The sequence below is a fragment of the Candidatus Binatia bacterium genome (assembly GCA_036382395.1).
Lineage (GTDB): Bacteria > Desulfobacterota > Binatia > HRBIN30 > HRBIN30 > JAGDMS01.
The window spans coordinates 1-21,002 of sequence record DASVHW010000010.1; the positions used below are offsets into that span (position 1 = coordinate 1).

At 63.6% G+C, this 21,002-nt stretch carries 19 protein-coding genes; 7 read left to right on the plus strand and 12 right to left on the minus strand.

The window, feature by feature from the left end:
• The 11 genes from VF515_00535 to VF515_00585 all read right to left on the minus strand — a co-directional run.
• A partial coding sequence (locus VF515_00535; GenBank protein HEX7406111.1) for a hypothetical protein occupies positions 1-354 on the minus strand: 354 nt, incomplete at its 3' end.
• A 131-nt stretch (positions 355-485) separates the two neighbouring features.
• Complete coding sequence (locus VF515_00540) at positions 486-1,139, minus strand: molecular chaperone TorD family protein (protein HEX7406112.1); 654 nt, start codon at positions 1,137-1,139, stop codon at positions 486-488.
• Between the two features lie 2 nt (positions 1,140-1,141).
• The gene (locus VF515_00545; GenBank protein ID HEX7406113.1) at positions 1,142-2,254 is read right to left on the minus strand and encodes a 4Fe-4S dicluster domain-containing protein; all 1,113 of its coding nucleotides are present in this window, start codon (positions 2,252-2,254) and stop codon (positions 1,142-1,144) included.
• Between the two features lie 29 nt (positions 2,255-2,283).
• Positions 2,284-2,940 carry an ethylbenzene dehydrogenase-related protein gene (locus VF515_00550; GenBank protein HEX7406114.1) on the minus strand — a complete coding sequence of 219 codons (657 nt, stop codon included), beginning with the start codon at positions 2,938-2,940 and terminating at the stop codon, positions 2,284-2,286.
• 20 nt (positions 2,941-2,960) lie between these two features.
• The gene (locus VF515_00555) at positions 2,961-3,458 is read right to left on the minus strand and encodes a cytochrome b/b6 domain-containing protein (GenBank protein HEX7406115.1); all 498 of its coding nucleotides are present in this window, start codon (positions 3,456-3,458) and stop codon (positions 2,961-2,963) included.
• Position 3,459: 1 nt separating this feature from the next.
• A complete protein-coding gene (locus tag VF515_00560; GenBank protein HEX7406116.1) occupies positions 3,460-4,110 on the minus strand; it encodes a TetR/AcrR family transcriptional regulator in 651 nt (216 codons plus the stop codon).
• 106 nt (positions 4,111-4,216) lie between these two features.
• Positions 4,217-6,424: a c-type cytochrome gene (locus tag VF515_00565; protein HEX7406117.1), complete on the minus strand. Its 2,208-nt coding sequence runs from the start codon at positions 6,422-6,424 to the stop codon at positions 4,217-4,219.
• Positions 6,425-6,494: 70 nt separating this feature from the next.
• On the minus strand, positions 6,495-7,265 hold the full coding sequence (locus VF515_00570) for a hypothetical protein (GenBank protein ID HEX7406118.1): 771 nt from the start codon (positions 7,263-7,265) through the stop codon (positions 6,495-6,497).
• A gap of 18 nt (positions 7,266-7,283) precedes the next feature.
• On the minus strand, positions 7,284-8,057 hold the full coding sequence (locus tag VF515_00575; GenBank protein ID HEX7406119.1) for a cytochrome b N-terminal domain-containing protein: 774 nt from the start codon (positions 8,055-8,057) through the stop codon (positions 7,284-7,286).
• A gap of 30 nt (positions 8,058-8,087) precedes the next feature.
• On the minus strand, positions 8,088-8,477 hold the full coding sequence (locus VF515_00580) for a 4Fe-4S ferredoxin (protein HEX7406120.1): 390 nt from the start codon (positions 8,475-8,477) through the stop codon (positions 8,088-8,090).
• Positions 8,478-8,508: 31 nt separating this feature from the next.
• On the minus strand, positions 8,509-9,057 hold the full coding sequence (locus VF515_00585; GenBank protein HEX7406121.1) for a ubiquinol-cytochrome c reductase iron-sulfur subunit: 549 nt from the start codon (positions 9,055-9,057) through the stop codon (positions 8,509-8,511).
• Between the two features lie 196 nt (positions 9,058-9,253).
• On the opposite strand from VF515_00585, the gene VF515_00590 reads away from it, so the two are divergent.
• From VF515_00590 to VF515_00615, 6 genes are all read left to right on the plus strand, one after another.
• Positions 9,254-10,387 carry a TIGR04053 family radical SAM/SPASM domain-containing protein gene (locus tag VF515_00590; protein ID HEX7406122.1) on the plus strand — a complete coding sequence of 378 codons (1,134 nt, stop codon included), beginning with the start codon at positions 9,254-9,256 and terminating at the stop codon, positions 10,385-10,387.
• Entirely contained in the window at positions 10,387-12,615 is a 2,229-nt protein-coding gene (locus tag VF515_00595; protein ID HEX7406123.1) for a ferrous iron transporter B, read from the plus strand. The genes VF515_00590 and VF515_00595 overlap by 1 nt, the downstream gene beginning before the upstream one ends.
• Before the next feature lie 199 nt (positions 12,616-12,814).
• Positions 12,815-13,480 carry a metal-dependent transcriptional regulator gene (locus VF515_00600; protein HEX7406124.1) on the plus strand — a complete coding sequence of 222 codons (666 nt, stop codon included), beginning with the start codon at positions 12,815-12,817 and terminating at the stop codon, positions 13,478-13,480.
• A 220-nt stretch (positions 13,481-13,700) separates the two neighbouring features.
• On the plus strand, positions 13,701-14,408 hold the full coding sequence (locus tag VF515_00605) for a Crp/Fnr family transcriptional regulator (GenBank protein HEX7406125.1): 708 nt from the start codon (positions 13,701-13,703) through the stop codon (positions 14,406-14,408).
• Between the two features lie 166 nt (positions 14,409-14,574).
• Positions 14,575-15,567 (plus strand): GTP 3',8-cyclase MoaA, encoded by a 993-nt coding sequence (gene moaA / locus VF515_00610; GenBank protein HEX7406126.1) that lies wholly within the window; start codon positions 14,575-14,577, stop codon positions 15,565-15,567.
• The gene (locus VF515_00615) at positions 15,567-15,965 is read left to right on the plus strand and encodes a hypothetical protein (protein ID HEX7406127.1); all 399 of its coding nucleotides are present in this window, start codon (positions 15,567-15,569) and stop codon (positions 15,963-15,965) included. Before moaA ends, VF515_00615 begins: the two co-directional genes overlap by 1 nt.
• Positions 15,966-15,987: 22 nt before the next feature.
• On the opposite strand, the gene VF515_00620 is transcribed toward VF515_00615, so the two are convergent.
• Positions 15,988-17,697: an FAD-dependent oxidoreductase gene (locus VF515_00620; protein HEX7406128.1), complete on the minus strand. Its 1,710-nt coding sequence runs from the start codon at positions 17,695-17,697 to the stop codon at positions 15,988-15,990.
• 709 nt (positions 17,698-18,406) lie between these two features.
• On the opposite strand from VF515_00620, the gene mutS reads away from it, so the two are divergent.
• On the plus strand, positions 18,407-20,998 hold the full coding sequence (gene mutS / locus VF515_00625; GenBank protein ID HEX7406129.1) for a DNA mismatch repair protein MutS: 2,592 nt from the start codon (positions 18,407-18,409) through the stop codon (positions 20,996-20,998).
• Positions 20,999-21,002: the final 4 nt, after the last annotated feature.

A 21,002-nucleotide genomic window follows, 5' to 3' on the forward strand; every position in this document is an offset into this window, starting at 1 on the left:
GCTGCACAGCTTGGGATCCAGGCGAACCACTTTGCGCCGCACGAACGGGCAGACGCATTCGCCGTGGTGTTGCTCGATCCAGTCGATGACGTCGCCCTGTCGCTGGATATCGACCTGGCTCGGCCCGGCGGTGCGCATGGCATGAAGGAACTCATCCAGCTCCATCGGGATGCGCAGATCGCTGAGCTTGAGAAAGGCGCCGACGCAGGTCCGGGCTTGGGCCTGCATGAGTCTCTCGGCAGATGGATCGTCGAGCTTGTAGATGGCTTCGTAGAGGCCACAGGTGAGCGTATCCTGGAAATCGCGAATGAGATTCTGGATCCAATCCGGTGCCGGCCCTTGTTCGTCAGCCATGGCCCAATCTCTTCCTACCTGCGGCTCTCGGTGAAGATCCCGGAAGTCTCAGGTTTGAAACGTTCGAGCAGGAAGCGCTCCTGGGGTTTCTCCGACGCAGTCTTCGGAATCTCGTCAACAACCTGGAGGCGTCAGCTGCCGGCGGCCGCCGCGGCATACTGCTGGTCGGCATCGAAAAATGCGATGGCAAACCGTACCAGTGCAGGGAAGAACGGAGGGCACTCCTGCTTGGCCAGCCGCGCCTGCATGCGCGGCAGCCACCTGCACAGGTGGCGCGCCAAAAAATCGCGTTCGGCCCGCAGCAGCGACGACGGGTCGAGACCTTGTTGGCGCAGCTCCGTCTCCCGGAAGGTCAGGTAGTGCAGGAACTCCAGCTCGGTGGTGATGTGGTCCGGCAGCTCGTGCATCTGCGGCGACAGACGGAGATGGAAGTAATTGTAGAACCGCGTCGCATCTTCCATCGTCTTCATCCGGTCGCCGATGTACACGCCGCCGTAGAGCGGACAGGGCGGACCGGCGGCACCGACATCGAACAAACGGATGTACTCCGACTCGAAGTCGGCGTACGGGATCTCGGCACCGCCCAGGTCGAGCCGGGCCACGTCGCTGAGGTCGTAAGGCAACGCCGCGCAGGTCCCGGCCACGGTGGCCGCGAAGATGCCGTCGGCGACGGCGGTGAAGAAGTCCTCGTCAGGAAACGCAAACGCCATCACCAACAGCTGATAGAGCCGCGACCGGTTGGCGGTGATCGGCTCGGACGCTGTGTCGAGACTGAGGAGCTCCATCCTTATGCCTTACGCGGCTCGAGATCAGCGGGGTCCTTGGTGAACGGGCCGAACAGGCTCTTCCACTCGTAGACGATGAGGATGTCCAGCAACTCCGATTTGCCTCCCGCCTTGGTCTTGGCCATCTCCGCCTTGAGCGTCTCCAGCGACTTCTCCACCTTGTCGCCGAACAAATACTTCAGGTACTCGGTGGGAATACGGGGTTTCGACTCGTCGATGTTGCCTTCGGCATCGAAGCGCGGCGGCGAGATGGGCGGCACGTAATACACATTCGGTTGCGTACCCGCCTCGGGATGGAGCGGTAAGGCCACCTCGTATTTCTTCACCAGCTTGTAGATCGGACCGTTCTCATCATCAAGGAAGCCGACGAAGCGCAAGCGGCCCGGGCACTGGCGGGCGCAGGCCGGGGCCACGCCTTTCTCGACGCGCGGGAAGCAGAAGATACACTTCTGCGAGATCTGGCGGACGTGGTTGAAATAGATCTTCTTGTACGGGCAGGCCTCCATGCAGAAGCGGTAGCCCTTGCAGCGATCCTCACTGATCAGCACGATCCCGTCTTCTTTGCGCTTGTAGATGGCGTTGCGCGGGCAGGCTTCCAGGCAGGCAGGGTTGGTGCAGTGATTACAGATGCGCGGCACGTAGAAGTAGAAGCTGTTCGGGTACTGGCCGGCGCCCTGGTCCTCGTCCCAGTTCGGCCCCCATTCCGGGTTGCCGGAGGGCTGCAGATGCACGGCGTTGCCCTTACCGCCGAAGAAGACCTCGTCGTAATTGAAGTCCCACGCTTCCCCGAATTCGGCTTTCGTGGGCAGCTTGCCGGACTGCGGCTCCTCGCCGCGAAAGCCGCCGCCCATCTTCTCCCAATCCTTCGGCGTGCCCTTGCCCGGCAGGGTATTGACCGTGGCCCACCACATGTATTCCATGCCCTCCTCGCGGGTCCACAGGGTCTTACAGGCCACCACACAGGTCTGGCAGCCAAGGCATTTGTTGAGGTCAAACACCATGGCCACCTGCCGGTCGCTTTTCTTCAGCAGGGCCTTCTGATTCTTCGCCTCAGCGGTCAGTTCCTTGGCGCGTTGCGCTTTCTGTTCTTCGGTCGGGGTCGGCTGCTCAGCCATCGTCGGTCTCCTCCCACAGCAGGGTTATTTCACGCCTCCAGCGTCAGGTCGCGCCATTCCTTCGAAAACGATTTGACGCCGGCGCGCTCGCCGTTACTGCCCTCCCACACCGCGAAGCCGATTTTCACGGCCCCACCCGGCGCCAGTTGGACCGTTTCATCCTTCTGATCCGGCACGGCCAGCGGCCGGGCGAAAACGATGGCCCACGCCCCTTGGCCCCAGAGCGACTTCGTCTGGATCGGGCACTTCTTGGAGAACAGCGTGGTGCCCAGCCCGCGCGCGACGGTGTTGTGCGGCACGTCCTTCAGGTCGGCGCGCCAGAACCAGGCGTTGACCGGGACGTCCTTGCTGCCCATCTCGTCGATCGGCGGGTCACCGCCGTTGAGGGGTATCAGGATCCCGCAGCCGTCGGGGAACATGTTGGTATCGGTGATCTCCATGTTCTGGCTGTCGTCTTGCCATGTGAGGCGGAAGAAGACATCACTGCCGTTGTGCGCCGTTTGCACCATGAGACTCTTCACCTTGCCAATCTGTTTGGCGTCCCGGCTGGCCTTGATGTACTCGGACGGTTGGTTCGCCAGCGGAGTGGCGTCCATCTTGAGCGACTCCCCCGGGATGTTCGACCACTCCGCCCCAGCGGGATCGAGCATCTGCTCGCGCGTGGAAGTTATCTTCTTGCACTGCATGTGCGATTCCTCCTTTACCTCTACCTCTCCGAGTGCTGTGCGCCGGCCGCCGCGGCGGTACGCATGCGGGCAAGCAGGCTTGCCAGACCGACCTCAACGAGATGAATTGCCACCAACACTGCAGCCGCATAGGTCAGCCAATCGTGCATCGATCTGGAGCTTTCCACGATGGAGTCCGAGAGCAGCTGCTTGTCCCAGATCGCAACCCCCGTCAGCGTGAAGATGATCCCGACGATGATGGTAATGCCCATGTGCAGGCCTTGCCAGAGCGTTCGGGCGGTGCGCTGAGCCGGCGCCACGAACACGTTGCGCGGGCCCCACGCCAAAACGAGCACGACGGGAAGAACAACAAACGCCGCGCCGCCCCAGCGGTGCGCGTTGCGGATGAGCTGGGAATGCCCGCCCGTAACGGCGGCGCGGAGGCCCGGGACAAAGAGCAGCAGCCCGGTGAGTAGCAGCACGCTAAACGTCACGAGATGGGCGGTGTGCAACAGGGGCCGGGCCAACGATGGCAGCATGTCACCCTCGGGCCTGCGCTTCCGCCACCGCGAGCTGGTCCGGCTGGCTCGGCGCCAGGCAGCGCCGCGCCACTTCAACGACGTTCCGCTTCACTTGCTCCACGCTCTCCTTGGTCAGCGGCTGGCCGCACCATGTCGGAGCCAGAACCGGTGCCGAGGTGAAGAAGAAGGCCACCATGCCGACGACTCCCAGCACTGCCGCCACCGGATCGATCGGTGCAAGGGCCCCGATGCGTTGGCCAGCGGCCACGAAGTCGACCACCAGGTTCAGCAGCCGCTGCGACTCTGGTTGCTCCTGGTAACCATCTGGCGCATCACCGAGCGACTGTCGCAGAAGGATCTTCGTCCGCTCCGGATGCGCCGCGACCATGTCCACGTAAGCCTCAATCAGCCACAGGATCTTATCGAGCGGCTTACCTTCCGACTCGAGGACTCGTCTGATTGTCTGTTCGGTTTCGCCGAAACCCTCGTGCAGAACGGCACGATACAGGTGCTCTTTGCTGGGAAAGTAGTGGAAGAGCGAGGCCTTCTGGATGCCGACACGCTGCGCGATGAGGTGCAGCCGTGTCCCATCGTAGCCCCGTTCACCCAGAAAGGCTTCTGCGACCTCCAAAATACGCTCGCGCGTCCCTCGTTCCACGCTGGCTGCCATGGGTGCCCGACCCTACCAAACGGTTGGATGGTCCATAGGAGGGCGGTCACATGCCGGCATGATCAACGTCATGTTTCTCCCGACGGTTGGTTCGAACACCCTCATTTCAGTACTCGATCTTGGTCCAATCAGTCTGTTGCTCTTTTGCCTTCTCGGCTTGTTCCTGGTCCTCCTCCCCTTTCAGGGTGACCTCTGGCGGTTCGACCATACCCATCAGATAGGTGGTGATGTCGGCGATGTCGTCCTTCGGCTTCTCGACCTTCGGATCGCCCTCGACCGTGTAGAAGACCGTGGGCATACGGGTTTGGGCGCCCGCGATTTGCTTGGGGCGCGTCAGGAAGTCCCGGATCCATTCCGGACGCAGGCGCGTCTTCGACAGCGTTAGATTGATCGAGAGATCTTCCGGATCAACCCCTTCGGGCAGGCCTTGATCGACGGAGGTGGGATGACACTGCACGCACTTGTAGTGCTTGAACCGGCGCACCCCGCGCTTGAAGTGGTCCTCGGCGATATTCTCCTTGGCGACATAGGTGTACGGGTTCGTCGTGTCGGTGCGGGCAGCGAACCCCTCCACCAGGTTGCGGACCTGCACCTCGGTCAGGTTGAAGAGGGGCATCTTGATCTTCAGCCATGGCCGCACCGGCTTGGGCTCGAGCAGGAACTGGTACATGTACTGCCCCTGCAGCCGTGCGCCAACGCCGTCGAGGGTCGGCGGCGCCATGTTCTTGCGTTCGAAGAACTGGGCGATGTGGCCGTCGCGTTCATTGAGGCGGTGACAGCCGTTGCAGTTCAGGCGCGACGTCATCCAGCTCACTTCGCGCAGGGCCTGTTTCGCCGGGGTGGTACGCACCAGGTAGCGGCCGGCCAGGTTGCGCCCGTCCAACGCCAGGGTGTACGTGATCAGCGCATCGATGTCGTCATCGCTCAGAGTCTGGAAGGGCATTTTCAGTTTGATCTTGTCGGTGTTGTAGGCGCGCGGATCTTTGAGCTTGCGCCGCAGCCAGTCCCACTTGGTGTGCGGCAGGTCTTTGGTCAGGCCGAAATCCAGCTCGTCGAGCGGCTTGCGCGCGAACTCGCCGAGATTGGGAACGGAAGGACGCACCTGTTCGAAGCCCTCCACCGCATGGCAGCCGTAGCACTCGTATTGCTTCACCAACTGCTTGCCATCCTCAACTTTGAATTGGCTGAGATCGGGCGCGGCGGCAAGCACCTCGCTGCGTTTGAGCGTCGCCAGGTAGGCCACAATGTGATGGCGCTCTTCATCCGTCAGCGTCGTCTTCGGCATCGCCGTGTCCGGGTTGTAGGCTTTCGGATCGGCGATCCAACGATCGAGCCATTCCACGGTCACCTTGGAGCCGATGCCGGCGAGGTGCGGCACACGCGGCGACGCGCTCTGTTCATCCGCCTTGACGGCGTGGCAGCCGCGGCAACCGCGTTCGGTAAACAGGCGCTCGCCTTCTTGCGCGGAAGCGCCATCGAGCCCCACCCGCGGGTAGTGCTTGGTGTCGGGAAACGACATTAGGAACGCGGTGATCTTGCCGAGCTCGTCGTCGCTGAGCTTGAAGTTCGGCATCAACGTGTCGCGACTGAGGTGCTGCGGATCCTTGATCCAGTTGTACGTCCAGCTCTTCGCCTCCGTGAGCTTGGCGTTGAGAGAGCTCAGCGGCGGGGAGAACTTGGGCAGGTAGGTCAGCCCTTTGACATCGTGGCAGCCATAACAGCCTTTGCCCATGAAGATGTCGGCGCCGAGGCTGACCCGCTCGGCCCCTTTCACGCCGTGGGTGACCTCATGGCAGCGCATGCAGCTGGCTTGGACATACGGCTTGGGCAGCATCGGCACGCCCCAGTTGGCCTCCAATCCATGGGCGTCCTCAACCGTCGTGGCGACCCCCTGGCCGTCGTGACACGGGGTGCAGCCGAAGTTGTTGGGGTCATGATGCTTGAGCAGGTCACCCGAATGCGTACGGAAGGGCTGCGGGGCGTCCTGGAACAAGGCATTGTCGATGCCGCGATGACAGGTGGCGCAGCGATCGGCCACCTTGATGTCTTCGAGATAGATCTGTCCGATCTCCGGACGAGCGCGGGTGGCCTCGTCGAGTACGCGCTGCCAGCGCGCTTGCTCGTTGGCGTCCTTACGGGCCTCGGCCTCCTGCAGCTTGGCCCGCGCCCGGGTGACATACAGTTGATTGAACTCTTCCTGGTAGCGCATCCACGGCCGCGTTTCTTCGCTGTGAATGGCGACGACGCAGAGCAGCAGGAAGGCTGGACTCAGGATCGCCAGTGCCAGGCGCATGCCAGGCGTGCCACGCATCATTTGCACTCTCTCCCCTCAGCCGCTCCCATGCGGGACGACGGCAATACCTTCGGCCACCATGCCAAGGTGGTCATATGTTGAACCAGGGCGTGATCAGGACGTACCTCACACGCAACGCCAGTCGCAGGAAAATCTTCACCGGCACGCCGTACATGATCAGCGCGAGTAGCATGGCCGTCATGTACCGCGTTCGGCCCAGACCGCTGTACAGCCACGGCCAGCGGCGGGTGGGAACCCAAAGGCCCAGCCCGAAATACGCCAGGAGCAGAGGCAGGCCGACCCACCAGGGGAAACTCCACAGGTGCTCCTCGGCACTTTGCGGCAGAGCCCAGTCTTGCCAGGGCCAATAGAACTGCCAGTTCGGACCGCGCAGGAACTGACCGATGGCAATCAGCACCCACCAGAGGCCGAACCCGAAGAGGAAATGACTGATCGCGAGCCGGCGAACGCTGAAGGTGTACAGGCCGGTGCCGTTACGGCTGGTGTCGATATACGGGATCGCCATCAGCCCGACGATGATGAGCGTCGGCATCGCCACACCGGCAACCCAGGGATCGAAGTAGACCAGCAACTCCTGCAGGCCGACGAAATACCAGGGCGCCTTGGCGGGGTTCTCCGTCTTGCCCGGATTCGCCTCCGGGAGCAACGGCGCGTTGATCGCCAGGGACCAGATCATCAGCCCCACCGAGATCAACACTGCGGAAAGGAATTCTTTGAACACCAGGTAGGGAAACACCGCGACCTGGTCGCCCTTCATCCCAGGCAGCGATTCGGGACCAGCGTCGATTCGGGGGGTGGTTTCCGCTCCTTGTTTCATATTCAGGTTCAGACCCTCGGCCATGGACTGCGGACCTTCCGGTTACAGTGACCGCGAGATGCCGCCGTCCTTCCGCACCCGCCAGAAGTGCGCCATCATCAGCACCACAGCAATCAGCGGAAAACCCACGCAGTGCAGCACATAGAAACGCAATAAGGCATTCGATCCGACCCTCACGTCGCCCAGCAGCAAAAAACGGGCATCGTTCGCCTGCGTGATGCCCAGGAGACTGTGGAACGGCCCTTCCGCTCCGACGAACGGAGTCGCCGCCGCCATGTTGGTGCCGACGGTGACCGCCCAGAAGGCGAGTTGGTCCCACGGCAGCAAGTAGCCGGTGAAGCTGAGCAGCAAGGTCAGCACCAGCAGAATGACACCAATCGCCCAGTTGAATTCGCGCGGCGGCCGGTACGAGCCGGTCAGAAACACACGCAGCATGTGCAGCATCACCGTGACGACCATCAGATGCGCACCCCAGCGGTGCAGGTTCCGGAGTACGATGCCGAACTGGACGGCGTACTCGAGGGTTTTCATATCCACGTAGGCGTAGTCCGGCACCGGCCGGTAGTAGAACATCAGGAGCACGCCCGTGATGGTCTCGACCAGGAACAGAAAGAAGGTCAGGCCGCCGAGACAGAAGACGTAGTCGACCCGCAGTGCCCGGCGCGGGATACTGATGGGATGGAGATGCAGGAAGACGTTGCTGGTGACTTCGAGGGCACGATTGCGCACCGAATCGACATAGTCGTGACGAACGACGGAACGGTACAGCTGCGAGGCGGTGACCCACCTCACCAGACGCTGCAAACGATCGTTCATGCGCCCATCCTCACCAGCAACAGCCGAGGCTCAAAACGGGAGAATGCCATGCTGCTCCTCCCACTCGCTCGTCGGCAACATCACGATGGCGTCCCAGGGGCACCCCTCGAGAAACGTCTCCTCTGGCCCGCGGCTGATGCACTTTTTGCAGCCGATGCACTTCAGTGCGTCTACCCAGATGCGCCCATAGGGGAAGGCATCCTCTGCCGGCACGAGGATCATGCATTCCTCTACCGGACAGTAGAGCTGACAGACGGGGGCGCCGGCGCAGCCCGTACACAGGTCGGTGATCACGGCGAGCGACTTCGGCTTCTTGGCTCGCCGCCCAATGAACTTGCCGTCGGCACTTTTCTTTGAAGCAAGACGACCCGGGCTGGCGGCCTCACCGCCAATGCCGATGCCTGGGAGTTGCGAATCCATGCCCATCGGTGCTCCTGAACCCGTGACGCAGCTAGAGGCGGACGAACGCTCCGTCGACACCGAAGCGCTCGGGGCCGTAGATGATGCCGGTATCGACAACCAATTGGTTGTCCACATTCAGTTCAATGCGAAAGCGATCAAGCGGGCGGGGAGCGGGACCGGCAAAATTGACGCCATTGCTATGGTATTCACTCCCATGGCAAGGGCACTTGAAGATACGGAGGTCTCCGAACCAATTGATGGTACAACCAAGGTGGGCACAACGCGCTGACAGCGCGTAGACGCGGTCCCGCTCCCGCACGACGAAAAACCGTTGACTGGATTTCCAGCGCTCATCTACAAGGATCACACCGTAGGTATCGACGCTCTCCCCGCTGCCGAGGAACGCCTCCGGAGCGCCGAGGCGAAACGTGCTCGGTGGGCGAAAGACTACCCGAGGGTAGAAGAAGCTCACACTCTCAATCGCTCCGGTGCCGAGCACCAACGCAAAGGCACCCCAGCCGCTAACCGTCAGACCTCGGGACAGGAGTTCCCGTCGACTCATCTCGTTGATCTGCTGGAAAATGGCTGCGCTATCCATAGAGTTGGTCTGTCTGGGCTCTCCCTACCTAACGTTTGGTAGGGAGAGGATGACCATGATCAAGGATTGCCCTGATGATAGGCAGGATTCGGAATCAGTTGCAGTACGTTATCAACCTTGCGACAATACGTTTGCGCCTTCCATAGGGCATTTTTCTGGCCGTTTTGGGTATGGGGGCGATGGGAGATACCACATCATGAAAGCAGTCGATTTCGCCGTGGCCCCTTTCCTCGTCATCTGGGAGACGACCCAGGCCTGCGACCTATCCTGCAGTCATTGCCGCGCCTCGGCTCAGCCGCTTCGTCACCCAAACGAACTGACGACCGAAGAGGGCGAGCGGTTGCTGGAACAGACCGCGGCCATGGGCACGCCCGTATTCATTCTCAGCGGCGGCGACCCGGTCAAGCGCCCCGACCTTTACACCCTGATTCGTCGGGGAAAACAGCTAGGCCTGCGCCTGGGAACCATCCCGGCGGCAACCGCTGCGCTGACGCAAGACCTCGTGCTCCGCCTGAAGGATACGGGTCTGGACCAGATGGCCGTGAGCTTGGACTTTCCGCGGGCGGATTTGCACGACGCTTTCCGTGGGGTACCAGGGGCGTTCGACCGCACCATGCAGGCCATCGAGTGGGCGCATCAGTATGCTTTACCCCTGCAGATCAATACGACGCTCTGCGGGCGCTCGGCGCCGTATCTGGCGGAGATGGCCGAGCTAGTCGGGCGCCTCGGCATCGTGTTCTGGGAAGTATTTTTCCTCGTGCCCGTCGGGCGGGGCGAGGCCCTGGGTGGCCTCACGCCGGAACAGTGCGAGGAACTGTTTGCGATTCTCTATCGGGTCCAAAAGACGGCCAGTTTTGTGGTCAAAATCACCGAAGGTCCGCACTACCGCCGTTACGTGGCGCAGCGAGAAGCCGAAGGAGCAGGCGCGGGCGCCATGCATACCGCCGGAGCGGCGCTGCCGAAGATGTTGCAACGATCGGAAGGGCCCGGCCACACGGTTGGTTTGGCCACACGCGGGGTCAATGCGGGCAAGGGTTTCACCTTCGTGTCCCACACCGGAGAGGTGTTTCCGAGCGGTTTCCTGCCGATTTGCGCCGGCAACGTCCGCACGCAGGATGTGGCGGACATTTACCGCAACTCGGAGCTGTTCCGGACCCTGCGTGACCCCGATGCGCTGCTCGGGCGCTGCGGGCGTTGCGAGTTCCGTGGAATCTGTGGTGGCTCGCGCTCGCGCGCCTACGCCCTCACGGGAAACTACCTCGCCACCGATCCGTGGTGCGGATATGAGCCGGCTCAGCTGGCCGCGAGCGCAAAGGCTCTCGGGTACTGATGCAGCGTACGAGCGCGAGCTACGACACAGACGGAGCGGTCGTCCGGCTGGAAGAATCCGGTCCTCCGTGCCCGGCGCGCGCGCGTCCGAAATTCGGCCGCATTGCCCTCGTCGGCAATCCGAACGTCGGCAAGAGCGTCATCTTCGGGGCGCTGACTGGCACCTACGCGACGGTGAGTAACTACGCAGGCACCACGGTCGAAGTGACTCGGGCCGCCTCCCGATTCGACCCCGCTGTCGAAGTCATCGATACGCCAGGCGTGAACAGCCTGACGCCGAACTCCGAGGACGAGCAGGTCACCCGGGACATTCTCCTCGCCGGCGTGGATCTCGTCGTCCAGGTGGCGGATGCGAAGAATCTCTCCCGCGCGCTGGTGCTGTCGTCGCAGCTGGCCGAGGCGGCAGTCCCGTTCCTCCTGGTGTTGAACATGATGGACGAAGCGGCCGATCGTGGCCTCACCGTTGATACGGCAGCGCTCTCCGCCGCGCTCGGTGTCGCGGTGATCGAAACGGTGGCCGTCAGGGGTGTCGGACTGCGGCGTCTCGGCACAGCCTTGAGCGAGGCCGCGGAAAGCCCGTATCGCTTACGGTATCCGGCGGTGGTGGAAGCGGCCCTATTGCAGATTCAGCGGTCACTCTCCGGATTACACATCGGCCAACGCTGGCTGGCGCTCATGTGCCTTGCAGGTGACGACACCCTACGCCCGTGGTTGGAGCGTAATGTCAGAGAGGAAGGACGTACGGCGCTCGACGACGCCTACCGCAACGTCAGTACACAGCTCGGACCCCATGTGGGTTACGAACTCCAACGATGCCGCCTGCGCGCCGCGGAGCAACTCGCGCGCCGCGTCACGCGGACCGTCGCGGTTGAGCAGCCGTTGGCGCGGCCGGGCGGAACGCATGTTGGTGTGACGGCACTGGCGGCGCTGGCCGGGTGCCTGGTGTTGATGGCCGGCGATTTGAGCGCTGCCCCACTCCTGATCCAGCCGTGGGTCCGTGCGGCGGGATGGCTGGGGATTCTCTCCGCGCTACTTGCCGCGGATCGATCGCCGGCAATGCGTTCTGCTCTCGGCCGCTGGGCAGGCCAACGCGGCACCGGTCTCCCCGTGCTCTTCGTCGTGCTCTACGTCGTCTACCGCTTCGTCGGCGTTTTCGCGGCGGGCACCGCGGTGAATTTCCTGGAACACACGGTCTTCGGAGCCTACGTCAACCCAGCCGTCACCGGCGCTCTCGACTGGCTGGTCGCCGTCGTCGGACCTGAAACGGGGGCTGGTGCGGTGGCCACACATTTCTTACGCAACCTGCTGGTCGGCCCTTACGGTTTGATCACGGTCGCCTTCACCTACGCCTTCGCCATCATCTTCCCGATCGTGACTGCCTTTTTTCTCGCCTTCTCGGTGCTGGAAGATTCCGGGTACCTCCCCCGCCTGGCACTGATCGTAAACCGCAGCTTTCGCGCCATGGGTTTGAACGGCAAGGCGGTATTACCGATGGTTCTGGGGCTGGGCTGTGACACCATGGCGACCTTGACCGCCCGCATCATGGAAACTCGGAAGGAGCGGTTGCTGGTCACGTTGTTACTTGCCCTCGGGGTGCCGTGCTCGGCACAGCTCGGCGTCATCCTCGGCCTATTCGGGGCCTTGCCGCTGTGGGCTCCGATGGTGTGGGGCGGGGTCGTGATCGGCGTCCTGTTCGCGGTGGGATTCCTGGCCGCGCAGCTACTCCCGGGGCAACGCTCCGATTTGATCCTCGAGGTACCGCCGATCCGCCGGCCACAGCTGCGCAACATCATCATCAAGACCATCGGTCGGCTGGAGTGGTACTTGAAAGAGGCGGTGCCCATCTTCGTTTTGGGAACTTTCGTGCTGTTTGCCCTCGACGCCGTCGGCGCGCTCACCCGCATCGTCGCAGCCTGCGAGCCCGCCGTCGTCGGCATCTTGCAGCTGCCACCCAAAGCGGCCGAGGCATTCTTGATCGGGTTCTTCCGCCGCGACTACGGATCCGCGGGAATCTATGCGCTGTTTCAGAACGGGCATCTCACTCCGGTCCAGGCGGTCGTGGCACTGGTGACCCTCACCTTGTTCGTACCGTGCGTCGCCAATTTCTTCGTCATCGTCAAGGAACGCGGCATGCAGACGGCGGTCGCGATGACCGCGTTCATCTTCCCGTTCGCATTCCTGGTCGGCGGCGTCCTCAACCTCGTCTTGCGGGCCACGGGTTTGCAATGACCAGCCCCGACAGCAACATCACCTGCCCGCTGTGCGGCACGCGCTATAACGAAACCGAAGGCCAGACGTGCCATTCGGGCTGCCCGCTGCAACGAAGTTGCCAGCTGCTCAGTTGCCCGGCTTGCGGGTACGAGGTGCCGGCGCCGACGCGGGTGACGCGATGGCTGTCCCGTTGGCTCGGAAAACAGGCACCATCGCAATGAAATCAGAAGAAACGGAAGAGCAAATCGAGGAAGTTCTAGAGCACCTTTGGACCCTCCGCGAGCAACGCGTAGCGGCGCAGCCCGATCTGGCAGGAGAACCATTCCAGTTCGACCCTACGGCCGCCATCGCGGTAGCGCGCCGGCGTGCCTGGATCACTGGCGGAAGGGAGGGCCTGGATCTCACGCCTGCAGGAGAAGAACGCGCCGCCGGCATCATACGCCGTCATCGGCTTGCGGAGCGCTTGCTGTTCGATGTCATTCACCTCGACAAGGAGGCGATGGAGGCCTGCGCCTGCGAACTCGAGCATTCCCACATCCTCTCGGAGGAAGCGACCGATCGGGTCTGTGCCTTTCTCGGTCACCCGCCGACCTGTCCGCACGATCGGCCGATCCCGCGCGGGCGCTGCTGCGCGAAGTTCTCGGACGAGGTGCGGCCGCTGGTAACCCCGCTCAGCCAGAGCGCCATTGGCGGGTCATATCGCGTCGTTTTCATCGCCTCGCGTTCCCACCAGCGATTGGACCGCCTTGCCGCCTTCGGCGTCGTACCCGGTGCGGTACTGCGGCTGCATCAGCGGCTGCCAACGTTTATGGTCCAGGTCGGTGGCACTGATATCGCGCTGGAACGAGAAGTGGCCGCCGACATCTTCGTGCTGCCGCATTGAGCCGCCTGAGTCTGGCACCTGACAGGTCGGAAGACTACTTTTGACACTTTTTGAGGACGCAAATGGTGGTAGGTTTCAGTCCTTCTGCCCTTGAATTTCGCAATTCACCATATTTCACGAAACCTGTTTCAGCCTTGTTGAAGGCCGCTGCTTCGTGGTAGAGGGGAGCAGTTAGGCGAGGTATGTCACTTTTTTCGCCGACCATCACGGGGCTTTTTCTATGAGAAAGACGCAGTGCGAAACCTGCCAGATGCGAGGCCAAGCCGTGATCTGTGAGCTTCCGTCCGAGGCGATCGCGGATTTCCAGCGGGCTGGGGTCATGGCAGTCTACAAGCCGAGGCAGGTGGTTTTCAGTGAAGGCACGCCGACAATGGGGCTGTATATCGTCTGCCAGGGGGCGGTGAAGCTGTACCACTCCGACCGCTTCGGCCGTGAGCACATTCTCGAGGTCGCCGGTCCCGGGACCCTGCTCGGCGAGCTGTCTCTCGATGACAGTCAGACCATCTCGGTCTCTGCCGAAACGCTGGTCGAGTCGCAACTCTGCTTTTTGGCACGCGACCGTCTGATCACTTTCCTACAGAAGCACCCGACGATGGGCGTTCGCGTAGTCGCCGCACTGAGCAACGAACTGGCCGCCGCCCGCCGGAAAGTCCGCGACCTCGCTCTGAAGGGAGCGGAAAGCCGACTGGCCGGCCTGCTGGTGCAGCTGGCGCGTGCCAATGGAGATCCGACACCCGGGCAGCGCCTGCAGCTCCGCTATACCCGCCGTGAGGTTGCGGAAATGATCGGCGTTTCCACCGAGACGGCGATCCGACTGCTGGGCAAACTCAAACAGCGCCGCGCCATCACCGTTGATCACCGCGAAGTCACCATCACCGATTTCGACAAGCTTACGAAACTGGCTCACTACGACGACATGGAGGCCTGAGCTCCGCGCCTCGCAACCCCGTTACCGGCGCGCTGGCGTCGGCATCTCCAACCGGCACCGGCTCCGATCATCTCCCCAGCTGACTTTTGTCATAATCACCCGTCCAACCGTTCGGTAGATTGCGCAGCACGGTGGCGAGAATGGGTGAACCGTGACGAGCGGCAACATGACGCAATCGGTGTTACGCGATCGCTACGGTCGCATCGTGACGTATCTCCGGGTATCCATCACGGACCGGTGCAATCTACGTTGCTTCTACTGCCTGCCCCGCGACTGCGGGCTGTCGCGGGCCGCAGAGCAGCTCGGCTTCGACGAACTGGCTGCGGTGGTCGCTGCCGGAGTCAGTCTCGGCATCAACAAGATCCGCATCACTGGTGGTGAGCCACTGGTACGCCCAGGGGTGGTCGAGTTTGTCCGCACCCTGCGCTCTCTTCCGGGCATCACCGACTTGGCGCTCTCGACCAACGGGACGTTGTTGTCCGAGTACGCCGTGGCTTTGAAAGCCGCGGGGCTGATGCGGATCAACATCAGTCTCGATTCAGTGCGCCCCGCGGTGTTTCGCGCCATCAGCGGCCGCAACGACCTCGATCGCGTGTGCGCGGGTATCGCTGCCGCGCGCGCCGCCAGCCTGCAACCGATCAAGCTCAACGTGGTGGTGATGCGCGGGGTCAATGACGATGAGTTGCCGGCGATCCTCGAATTTGCCGCGCAGCAGGGAGCCCAGGTGCGATTCATCGAATACATGCCGCTCGGAGTCGGACAGCGATGGGAGTCGTCGTACGTCAGCCGCACCGAGATCCTCGAACGCATCCAGCCGCACCTGAAGGCCGAACCGCTTCGCCGTCAGCCGGGTGATACGGCAACCTACTATGCCCTCCGCACGGGCGGAGATGTCGGCATCATCAGCCCGGTCAGTTGCCGATTCTGCGATTTGTGCAATCGCCTACGGCTGACGGCCGACGGGAAGCTGCGGCCCTGTCTGACCATCGAAAGCGAAGTGGATTTACACCAAGCGCTGCGGCCCCAGGTGTCGCCTGAGGCGCTAGTCGAGTGCTTCCATACCGCCGTCGCCGGCCGGCCGGAGATCGGTCGCTACCGCACGGCGGAGAGCGGAACCTCACTAACCGCCCCCAGGCCGATGGCCGCAATCGGCGGCTGATGGGCTGGGGACAGCCGCGGCCGCTCCCCGGCGTGCGCACCATCCGCGCGGTACTGCGTACGGCGCACTTGATCGCCTTTGGCACTCTCTATGGTGGCCATGTTTACAACTTGCCGGCGGAAAGGCTGTGGCCCGCTCTCCTCGCCACCCTGGCCACCGGGGGAGCGTTCATGGCCCTCGAGATGTACCGCTCGCCGCTTTGGCTCGTGCAGACCCGCGGTCTGGCCACGCTGGCGAAGATCGCACTCGTCGCGGCGGTGGCGATCTGTTGGGATTTACGCATCTGGCTGCTTACGGCAGCCGTCGTGATCGGCGGCGTCGCGTCTCACATGCCCGGCCGCTACCGCTACTACTCCGTCTTTCACGGGCGAGCCGTCGGTGGGCAAGAAGCGGGCTGAGGCGAAGCCTGTCAACGGGCGTTCACGGCACCATCGCTACTGCCTTCAGCGCCTGGTACGTGGTGTAGCCGCCGGAAAGGTTGCGCGGCCGGTACCCATACTGTGCCAGGAAGCGCGTCGCGTAGTAGGCACGCTGCCCCACCCCGCAGCAGACCCAAAGCTCACGATCCTTGGGCAACTCGACGTAGCGGTGCCGCATCTGTGACAGCGGCAGGTTGACGCATCCCGGGATGTGGCCGGCCGCGAACTCCTCGGGCTCGCGCACGTCGACGAGCAACGCCTGCGTCGATCCGAGTTGCGCCCAGTCGGCCAGCGGCATGTCACCGTTGAGCGCGTTCTCGGCAATCATGCCGGCGAGATTGACCGGATCCTTCGCCGCACCGAACTGCGGTGCATAGCACAGCTCGGTCTCCGCCAGATCGTGTACGGTGCCCTTGAACTGAATGGCCGTGGCGATGACGTCGATGCGTTTCTCCACGCCCTCCCGCCCCACGGCCTGCGCGCCCAGAATGCGTCCCTCGGGAACCGAGAACAGCAGCTTGAGATGGATGGGCTGGGCGCCGGGGTAGTAATCGGCATGATGTCCCGGGTGGAGGTAGACCTTCTCGAAATTGGCGACCCCCGCGCGCCGGAGTCCCTTCTCGCACGCGCCGGTCGACGCAACGGTCATCCCCAGTACGCCCACCACGGCGGTCGCCTGCACGCCGCGGAAGCGGGTGGCGCGGCCCGCAATGGACTCAGCCGCAACTCGGCCTTGGCGATTCGCCGGCCCCGCCAGTGGCAGAACGGTCTCCTGGCCCGTCAGCACGTCCTCGACTTCAACCACGTCACCCACAGCCCAGATGTGCGGGTCCGATGTGCGCATCTGGGCATCCACGACGATGCCGCCACGCGCACCGATGCGCAGGCCGGCCTCCTGCGCCAGACCGGTTTCCGGGCGGACCCCGATGGCCAGAATGACCAAATCCGCGGCAAGCTCCGCTCCGCTCTCTGAAACGACAACCAGCCCGTCCCCGTGGCGCTGCTCAATGCGCGCCAGGCCGTCACCCAAGTGGAGGCGCACCCCGCTGGTTTCGAGGTGCTCCATGACCGGCGCGACCATCTCTGGATCGAGGGGCGGCATCACCTGTGTCAGCTTCTCGAGCAACGCTACCGACAACTGGCGATGGATCAGGTTCTCAACCATTTCCAGACCAATGAAACCACCACCGACAACGACGGCCTTCTTGGCGCCGCGATCCACAATCCACGCACGGATGCGGCGCGAGTCCGGAATGCCGCGCACGGCAAAGACACCGGGCAGGTCCACGCCCGGCAACGGCGGCCGGATGGGCGCTGCACCGGGAGAGAGGACGAGCACATCGTAGCGTTCTTGTCGCACGGAGCCCGTACGCAAATCGCGCGCGGTGATCGTGCCCGCCGCACGATCGATGGCAGTGACCTCGGTGTCCGTGTGCACGATTACCTTGAAGCGATCGCGGAAGGTCTCGGACGAGACCACCAGGAGCTTGCCCTCGTCGGCGATGATATTGCCGACGTAGTACGGCAGGCCACAGTTGGCGAACGAGACGTAGGGTCCACGGTCGAAGACGACAATCTCCGCCGATTCATCGAGACGCCGCAAGCGCGCCGCGCAGGAAGCGCCGCCAGCCACGCCACCGACGATCAGCACACGCCGACGGGCCGAGGTGCGGGTCTGGTCACCAGGCTGCCGATGCATATCATTGCTCATACGATCTCCATTGCCCTCTTCAGGAAAGGCGCACACTCAGATGTACCATGTTCCGGGAGATCGAAACTATCGGCAGAGGCCGCAGCGAGCACGCTGGTCGGACGTGCAACCGCCACTGACAGGACATCGACGCTGCGCCCAGTGTCGCTGCGCCCAGGCAACTGGCAGCATCGCGCCTACGTCGGTCGGCGTCTGGCATCCATGAAGAACTCGAACACTTCCCGGGTCGTCTTTTTCGGCACGTAGCCGAACTCCGCTTTGACTTTCCGGTTGCTGAGCACGGGGCGGTAGCGCAGGAAGTTGACCTGTTCGGGATCGTACTGGGTCAGGCCCAGCCTCTTGATCAGGTCGAAAGCGCAACGGTGAAAATTGGCCCCACGACCCGGCGGACATCGAGGCCGGAGCGGCAGTACCAGCGGTGCACCCGGTTCATGCGCCCGATGCTAGTGCCGCAACGCGTGCGGCGCAAACCCGAACCGGCGAAATCGAACGCCGGACCAGCGTGTTCAACCGAGCTGGGCCGAACTGTTGCCGCCTGCGAGTCTCGGTGCCACAATCCCCCCATGTGGAGGGGAACGCGCGGTCGAATGCGGGCGGCAATGAAACACTCACGGGTTCATTGGCGCATCCTCTCACTGGCGTTCCAGTCCGTTACCACACTCGCACCCCCGCACACCGGCGCACCCGTGCACCAGCGAACGGAGGAGCCATGAAGCTCACCCCGATGCTGGAGCAATACCTGCGCGTCAAAGAAGAGCACCCCGACGCGCTGCTCTTCTTCCGCCTGGGCGACTTCTACGAGATGTTCTTCGAGGACGCCGAGCGTGCCGCGCCGATTCTCGACGTGGTGCTCACCAGCCGTAGCAAGAAAGACGACGTCCCGATCCCCATGTGCGGCGTGCCGCACTTCTCGGTGCAGACCTACATCGCCAAACTGCTGGCGGCCGGCCTCAAAGTCGCCATCTGCGACCAGATGGAAGATGCGGCCAGCGCGCACGGCCTGGTCGACCGCGCCGTCGTCCGCGTGATCACGCCGGGCACGGTGACCGAAGAGGAGTGCCTCGACCCCAAATGCCCGAATTACCTCGTGGCGGTGACGCCGGAGCGCGACGCCTCGACGTTAGCTGCCGTCGATCTTTCCACGGGCGAGTTCCGCGTCGTGCCACTGGCTGACGACGTTGCGTTGGCGGACGAACTCACACGCATGATGCCGCGCGAGGTGTTGGTGCCGGCCGACGAAACGGCGCTGGCGGACCGTGTCGGCGCTGCCGTTCCGCACGCGCTGCTGAACCGGGTAGCGGGCGAGCACTTCGCGGCCGCGCCGGCTCGCGATTGGCTGCGGGCTCGCGGTGCGGCCGCAAACGGCACCGGCGGCACGTCGCTCTCGGTCGGCTTGCCGGCGGTCGCCGCCTTGCTGTGGTACCTGCACGACACCCATCGCGCCGGGCTTGAACACCTGCGCCTCCCCGAAGTGCAAGGCAGCGGCGATCGCTTGCACATCGATCAAACCACGTGTCGCAACCTCGAGTTGCTGGTCACCATGCGCGCCGAGCGGCGCGGATCGCTCCTCTGGGTCCTCGACCAGACCCTCACGCCGATGGGCGGCCGGCTGCTGCGCCAATGGCTGCTCACGCCGCTCACTGACATGGCAGCCATTGGTGAACGGCTCGATGCGGTCGAACACCTGCGCGAGCGCGTCACCTGGCGGCAAGGCTTGGAGAGCGAACTGCGCGGCATCGGCGACCTCGAGCGTCTCAACGGCCGCCTCGCGGCCGCACGCGTGACCCCGCGCGATCTCGTCGGTCTGGCCGCAACCCTGGAGCGCATCGGACGGCTGCGCCAAGCGCTGGCCGACGTGGCGGTCCCGGCGCTGCACCGCTGCCACGACGAACTCGATCCCCTGCCGGACGTACGGGAGCGGATCACGGCCATCGTTGCCGACGATCCGCCGCTCAATGCGCATGCCGGCGGCTTGATCCGCACAGGCTGTGATCCGACCGTGGACGAGCTGCGCGGCCTGTCGCAGCACGGCAAGCAATGGATCACGCAGCTCGAAACCGCCGAGCGCGCCCGCACCGGCATCGCCTCGCTCAAGGTCCGCTACAACCAGGTCTTCGGCTACTACATCGAGGTCACCAAGCCGAACCTGCATCTGGTGCCGTCGGACTACCGGCGCAAGCAAACGATGGTCAACGCCGAGCGCTTCGTGACGCCGCAATTGGAGGAGTACGAGGCAAAGATCGTTGGTGCCGAAGAACGCCTGCGCGCCCTGGAGTACGACCTGTTCAGCAAACTGGTGGGAGAGATCGCGGCACAACAGGCACGTCTCAGCCGCACCGCCGCAGCCGTTGCGCGGCTGGATGCCATCTCCTCCTTGGCCACCGTGGCCGAACGTCATCAGTACGCGCGGCCCCAGCTCAGCCGCGGCCGCCACCTCTTCATCCGCGACGGCCGCCACCCGGTGGTCGAAGTGATGGCCGGGCGGGCCGGCTTCGTCCCTAACGACTGCACGCTGGACCCTGACGGCCCGCAGCTCCTCACCATCACCGGCCCGAACATGGCCGGCAAGTCCACCTATCTGCGACAGGTCGCACTCATCGTCCTCATGGCGCAGATGGGCAGTTTCGTCCCCGCTGCGGCGGCGGAAATCGGCGTGGTCGATCGGTTGTTCACCCGCGTCGGCGCCTCCGACAACCTGGCCGGCGGCGAGTCCACGTTCATGGTGGAAATGAAGGAGACCGCGGACATTCTCGCGCACTTGACGCCGCGCAGCCTGGTCATCCTCGACGAGATCGGGCGCGGCACGAGCACCTTCGACGGCATCTCCATCGCCTGGGCGGTCGCCGAATATCTGCACGCCGCGCCGGCCCGCCCATTGGTGTTATTCGCCACGCATTACCACGAGCTGACCGATCTGGCGCTCACGCTGGAGCGCGTCGAGAACCACTCCGTTGCGGTGCGCGAGTGGAAAGGGGACGTCGTCTTCCTGCGGCGCATCGTGCCAGGCCCTGCGAGTCAGAGCTACGGTATTCAAGTCGCGCGTCTGGCCGGCGTACCCGGGCCCGTCATCACCCGCGCCACGGCGATCTTGCGCAATCTCGAACAGGGCGAGCTCAACGATCTCGGGCAGCCACGGCTGGCGCAGGGCGATGGCACGCAGTCCGGACAGCTGGCGTTGTTCGCCGCACGCGAGCGCAGTCTGCGGGAAGAACTGTCTCGTATCGACGTGGACCGGCTGACCCCGCTCGATGCGCTCACCCGCCTGCATGCGCTGGTGGAGATGGCACGGAAGGACAATTAGTGAT

Excerpts from the sequence above, each read along its gene's own strand:
- mutS (HEX7406129.1), top strand. The coding sequence starts at position 18,407 with ATGAAGCTCACCCCGATGCTGGAGCAATACCTGCGCGTCAAAGAAGAG.
- VF515_00575 (HEX7406119.1), bottom strand. The coding sequence starts at position 8,057 with ATGAACGATCGTTTGCAGCGTCTGGTGAGGTGGGTCACCGCCTCGCAG.
- VF515_00600 (HEX7406124.1), top strand. The coding sequence starts at position 12,815 with ATGAAATCAGAAGAAACGGAAGAGCAAATCGAGGAAGTTCTAGAGCAC.
- VF515_00590 (HEX7406122.1), top strand. The coding sequence starts at position 9,254 with ATGAAAGCAGTCGATTTCGCCGTGGCCCCTTTCCTCGTCATCTGGGAG.
- VF515_00560 (HEX7406116.1), bottom strand. The coding sequence starts at position 4,110 with ATGGCAGCCAGCGTGGAACGAGGGACGCGCGAGCGTATTTTGGAGGTC.
- VF515_00565 (HEX7406117.1), bottom strand. The coding sequence starts at position 6,424 with ATGATGCGTGGCACGCCTGGCATGCGCCTGGCACTGGCGATCCTGAGT.
- VF515_00620 (HEX7406128.1), bottom strand. The coding sequence starts at position 17,697 with ATGAGCAATGATATGCATCGGCAGCCTGGTGACCAGACCCGCACCTCG.
- VF515_00555 (HEX7406115.1), bottom strand. The coding sequence starts at position 3,458 with ATGCTGCCATCGTTGGCCCGGCCCCTGTTGCACACCGCCCATCTCGTG.
- moaA (HEX7406126.1), top strand. The coding sequence starts at position 14,575 with ATGACGCAATCGGTGTTACGCGATCGCTACGGTCGCATCGTGACGTAT.
- VF515_00540 (HEX7406112.1), bottom strand. The coding sequence starts at position 1,139 with ATGGAGCTCCTCAGTCTCGACACAGCGTCCGAGCCGATCACCGCCAAC.
- VF515_00570 (HEX7406118.1), bottom strand. The coding sequence starts at position 7,265 with ATGGCCGAGGGTCTGAACCTGAATATGAAACAAGGAGCGGAAACCACC.
- VF515_00545 (HEX7406113.1), bottom strand. The coding sequence starts at position 2,254 with ATGGCTGAGCAGCCGACCCCGACCGAAGAACAGAAAGCGCAACGCGCC.
- VF515_00605 (HEX7406125.1), top strand. The coding sequence starts at position 13,701 with ATGAGAAAGACGCAGTGCGAAACCTGCCAGATGCGAGGCCAAGCCGTG.
- VF515_00550 (HEX7406114.1), bottom strand. The coding sequence starts at position 2,940 with ATGCAGTGCAAGAAGATAACTTCCACGCGCGAGCAGATGCTCGATCCC.
- VF515_00595 (HEX7406123.1), top strand. The coding sequence starts at position 10,387 with ATGCAGCGTACGAGCGCGAGCTACGACACAGACGGAGCGGTCGTCCGG.
- VF515_00580 (HEX7406120.1), bottom strand. The coding sequence starts at position 8,477 with ATGGATTCGCAACTCCCAGGCATCGGCATTGGCGGTGAGGCCGCCAGC.
- VF515_00585 (HEX7406121.1), bottom strand. The coding sequence starts at position 9,057 with ATGGATAGCGCAGCCATTTTCCAGCAGATCAACGAGATGAGTCGACGG.
- VF515_00615 (HEX7406127.1), top strand. The coding sequence starts at position 15,567 with ATGGGCTGGGGACAGCCGCGGCCGCTCCCCGGCGTGCGCACCATCCGC.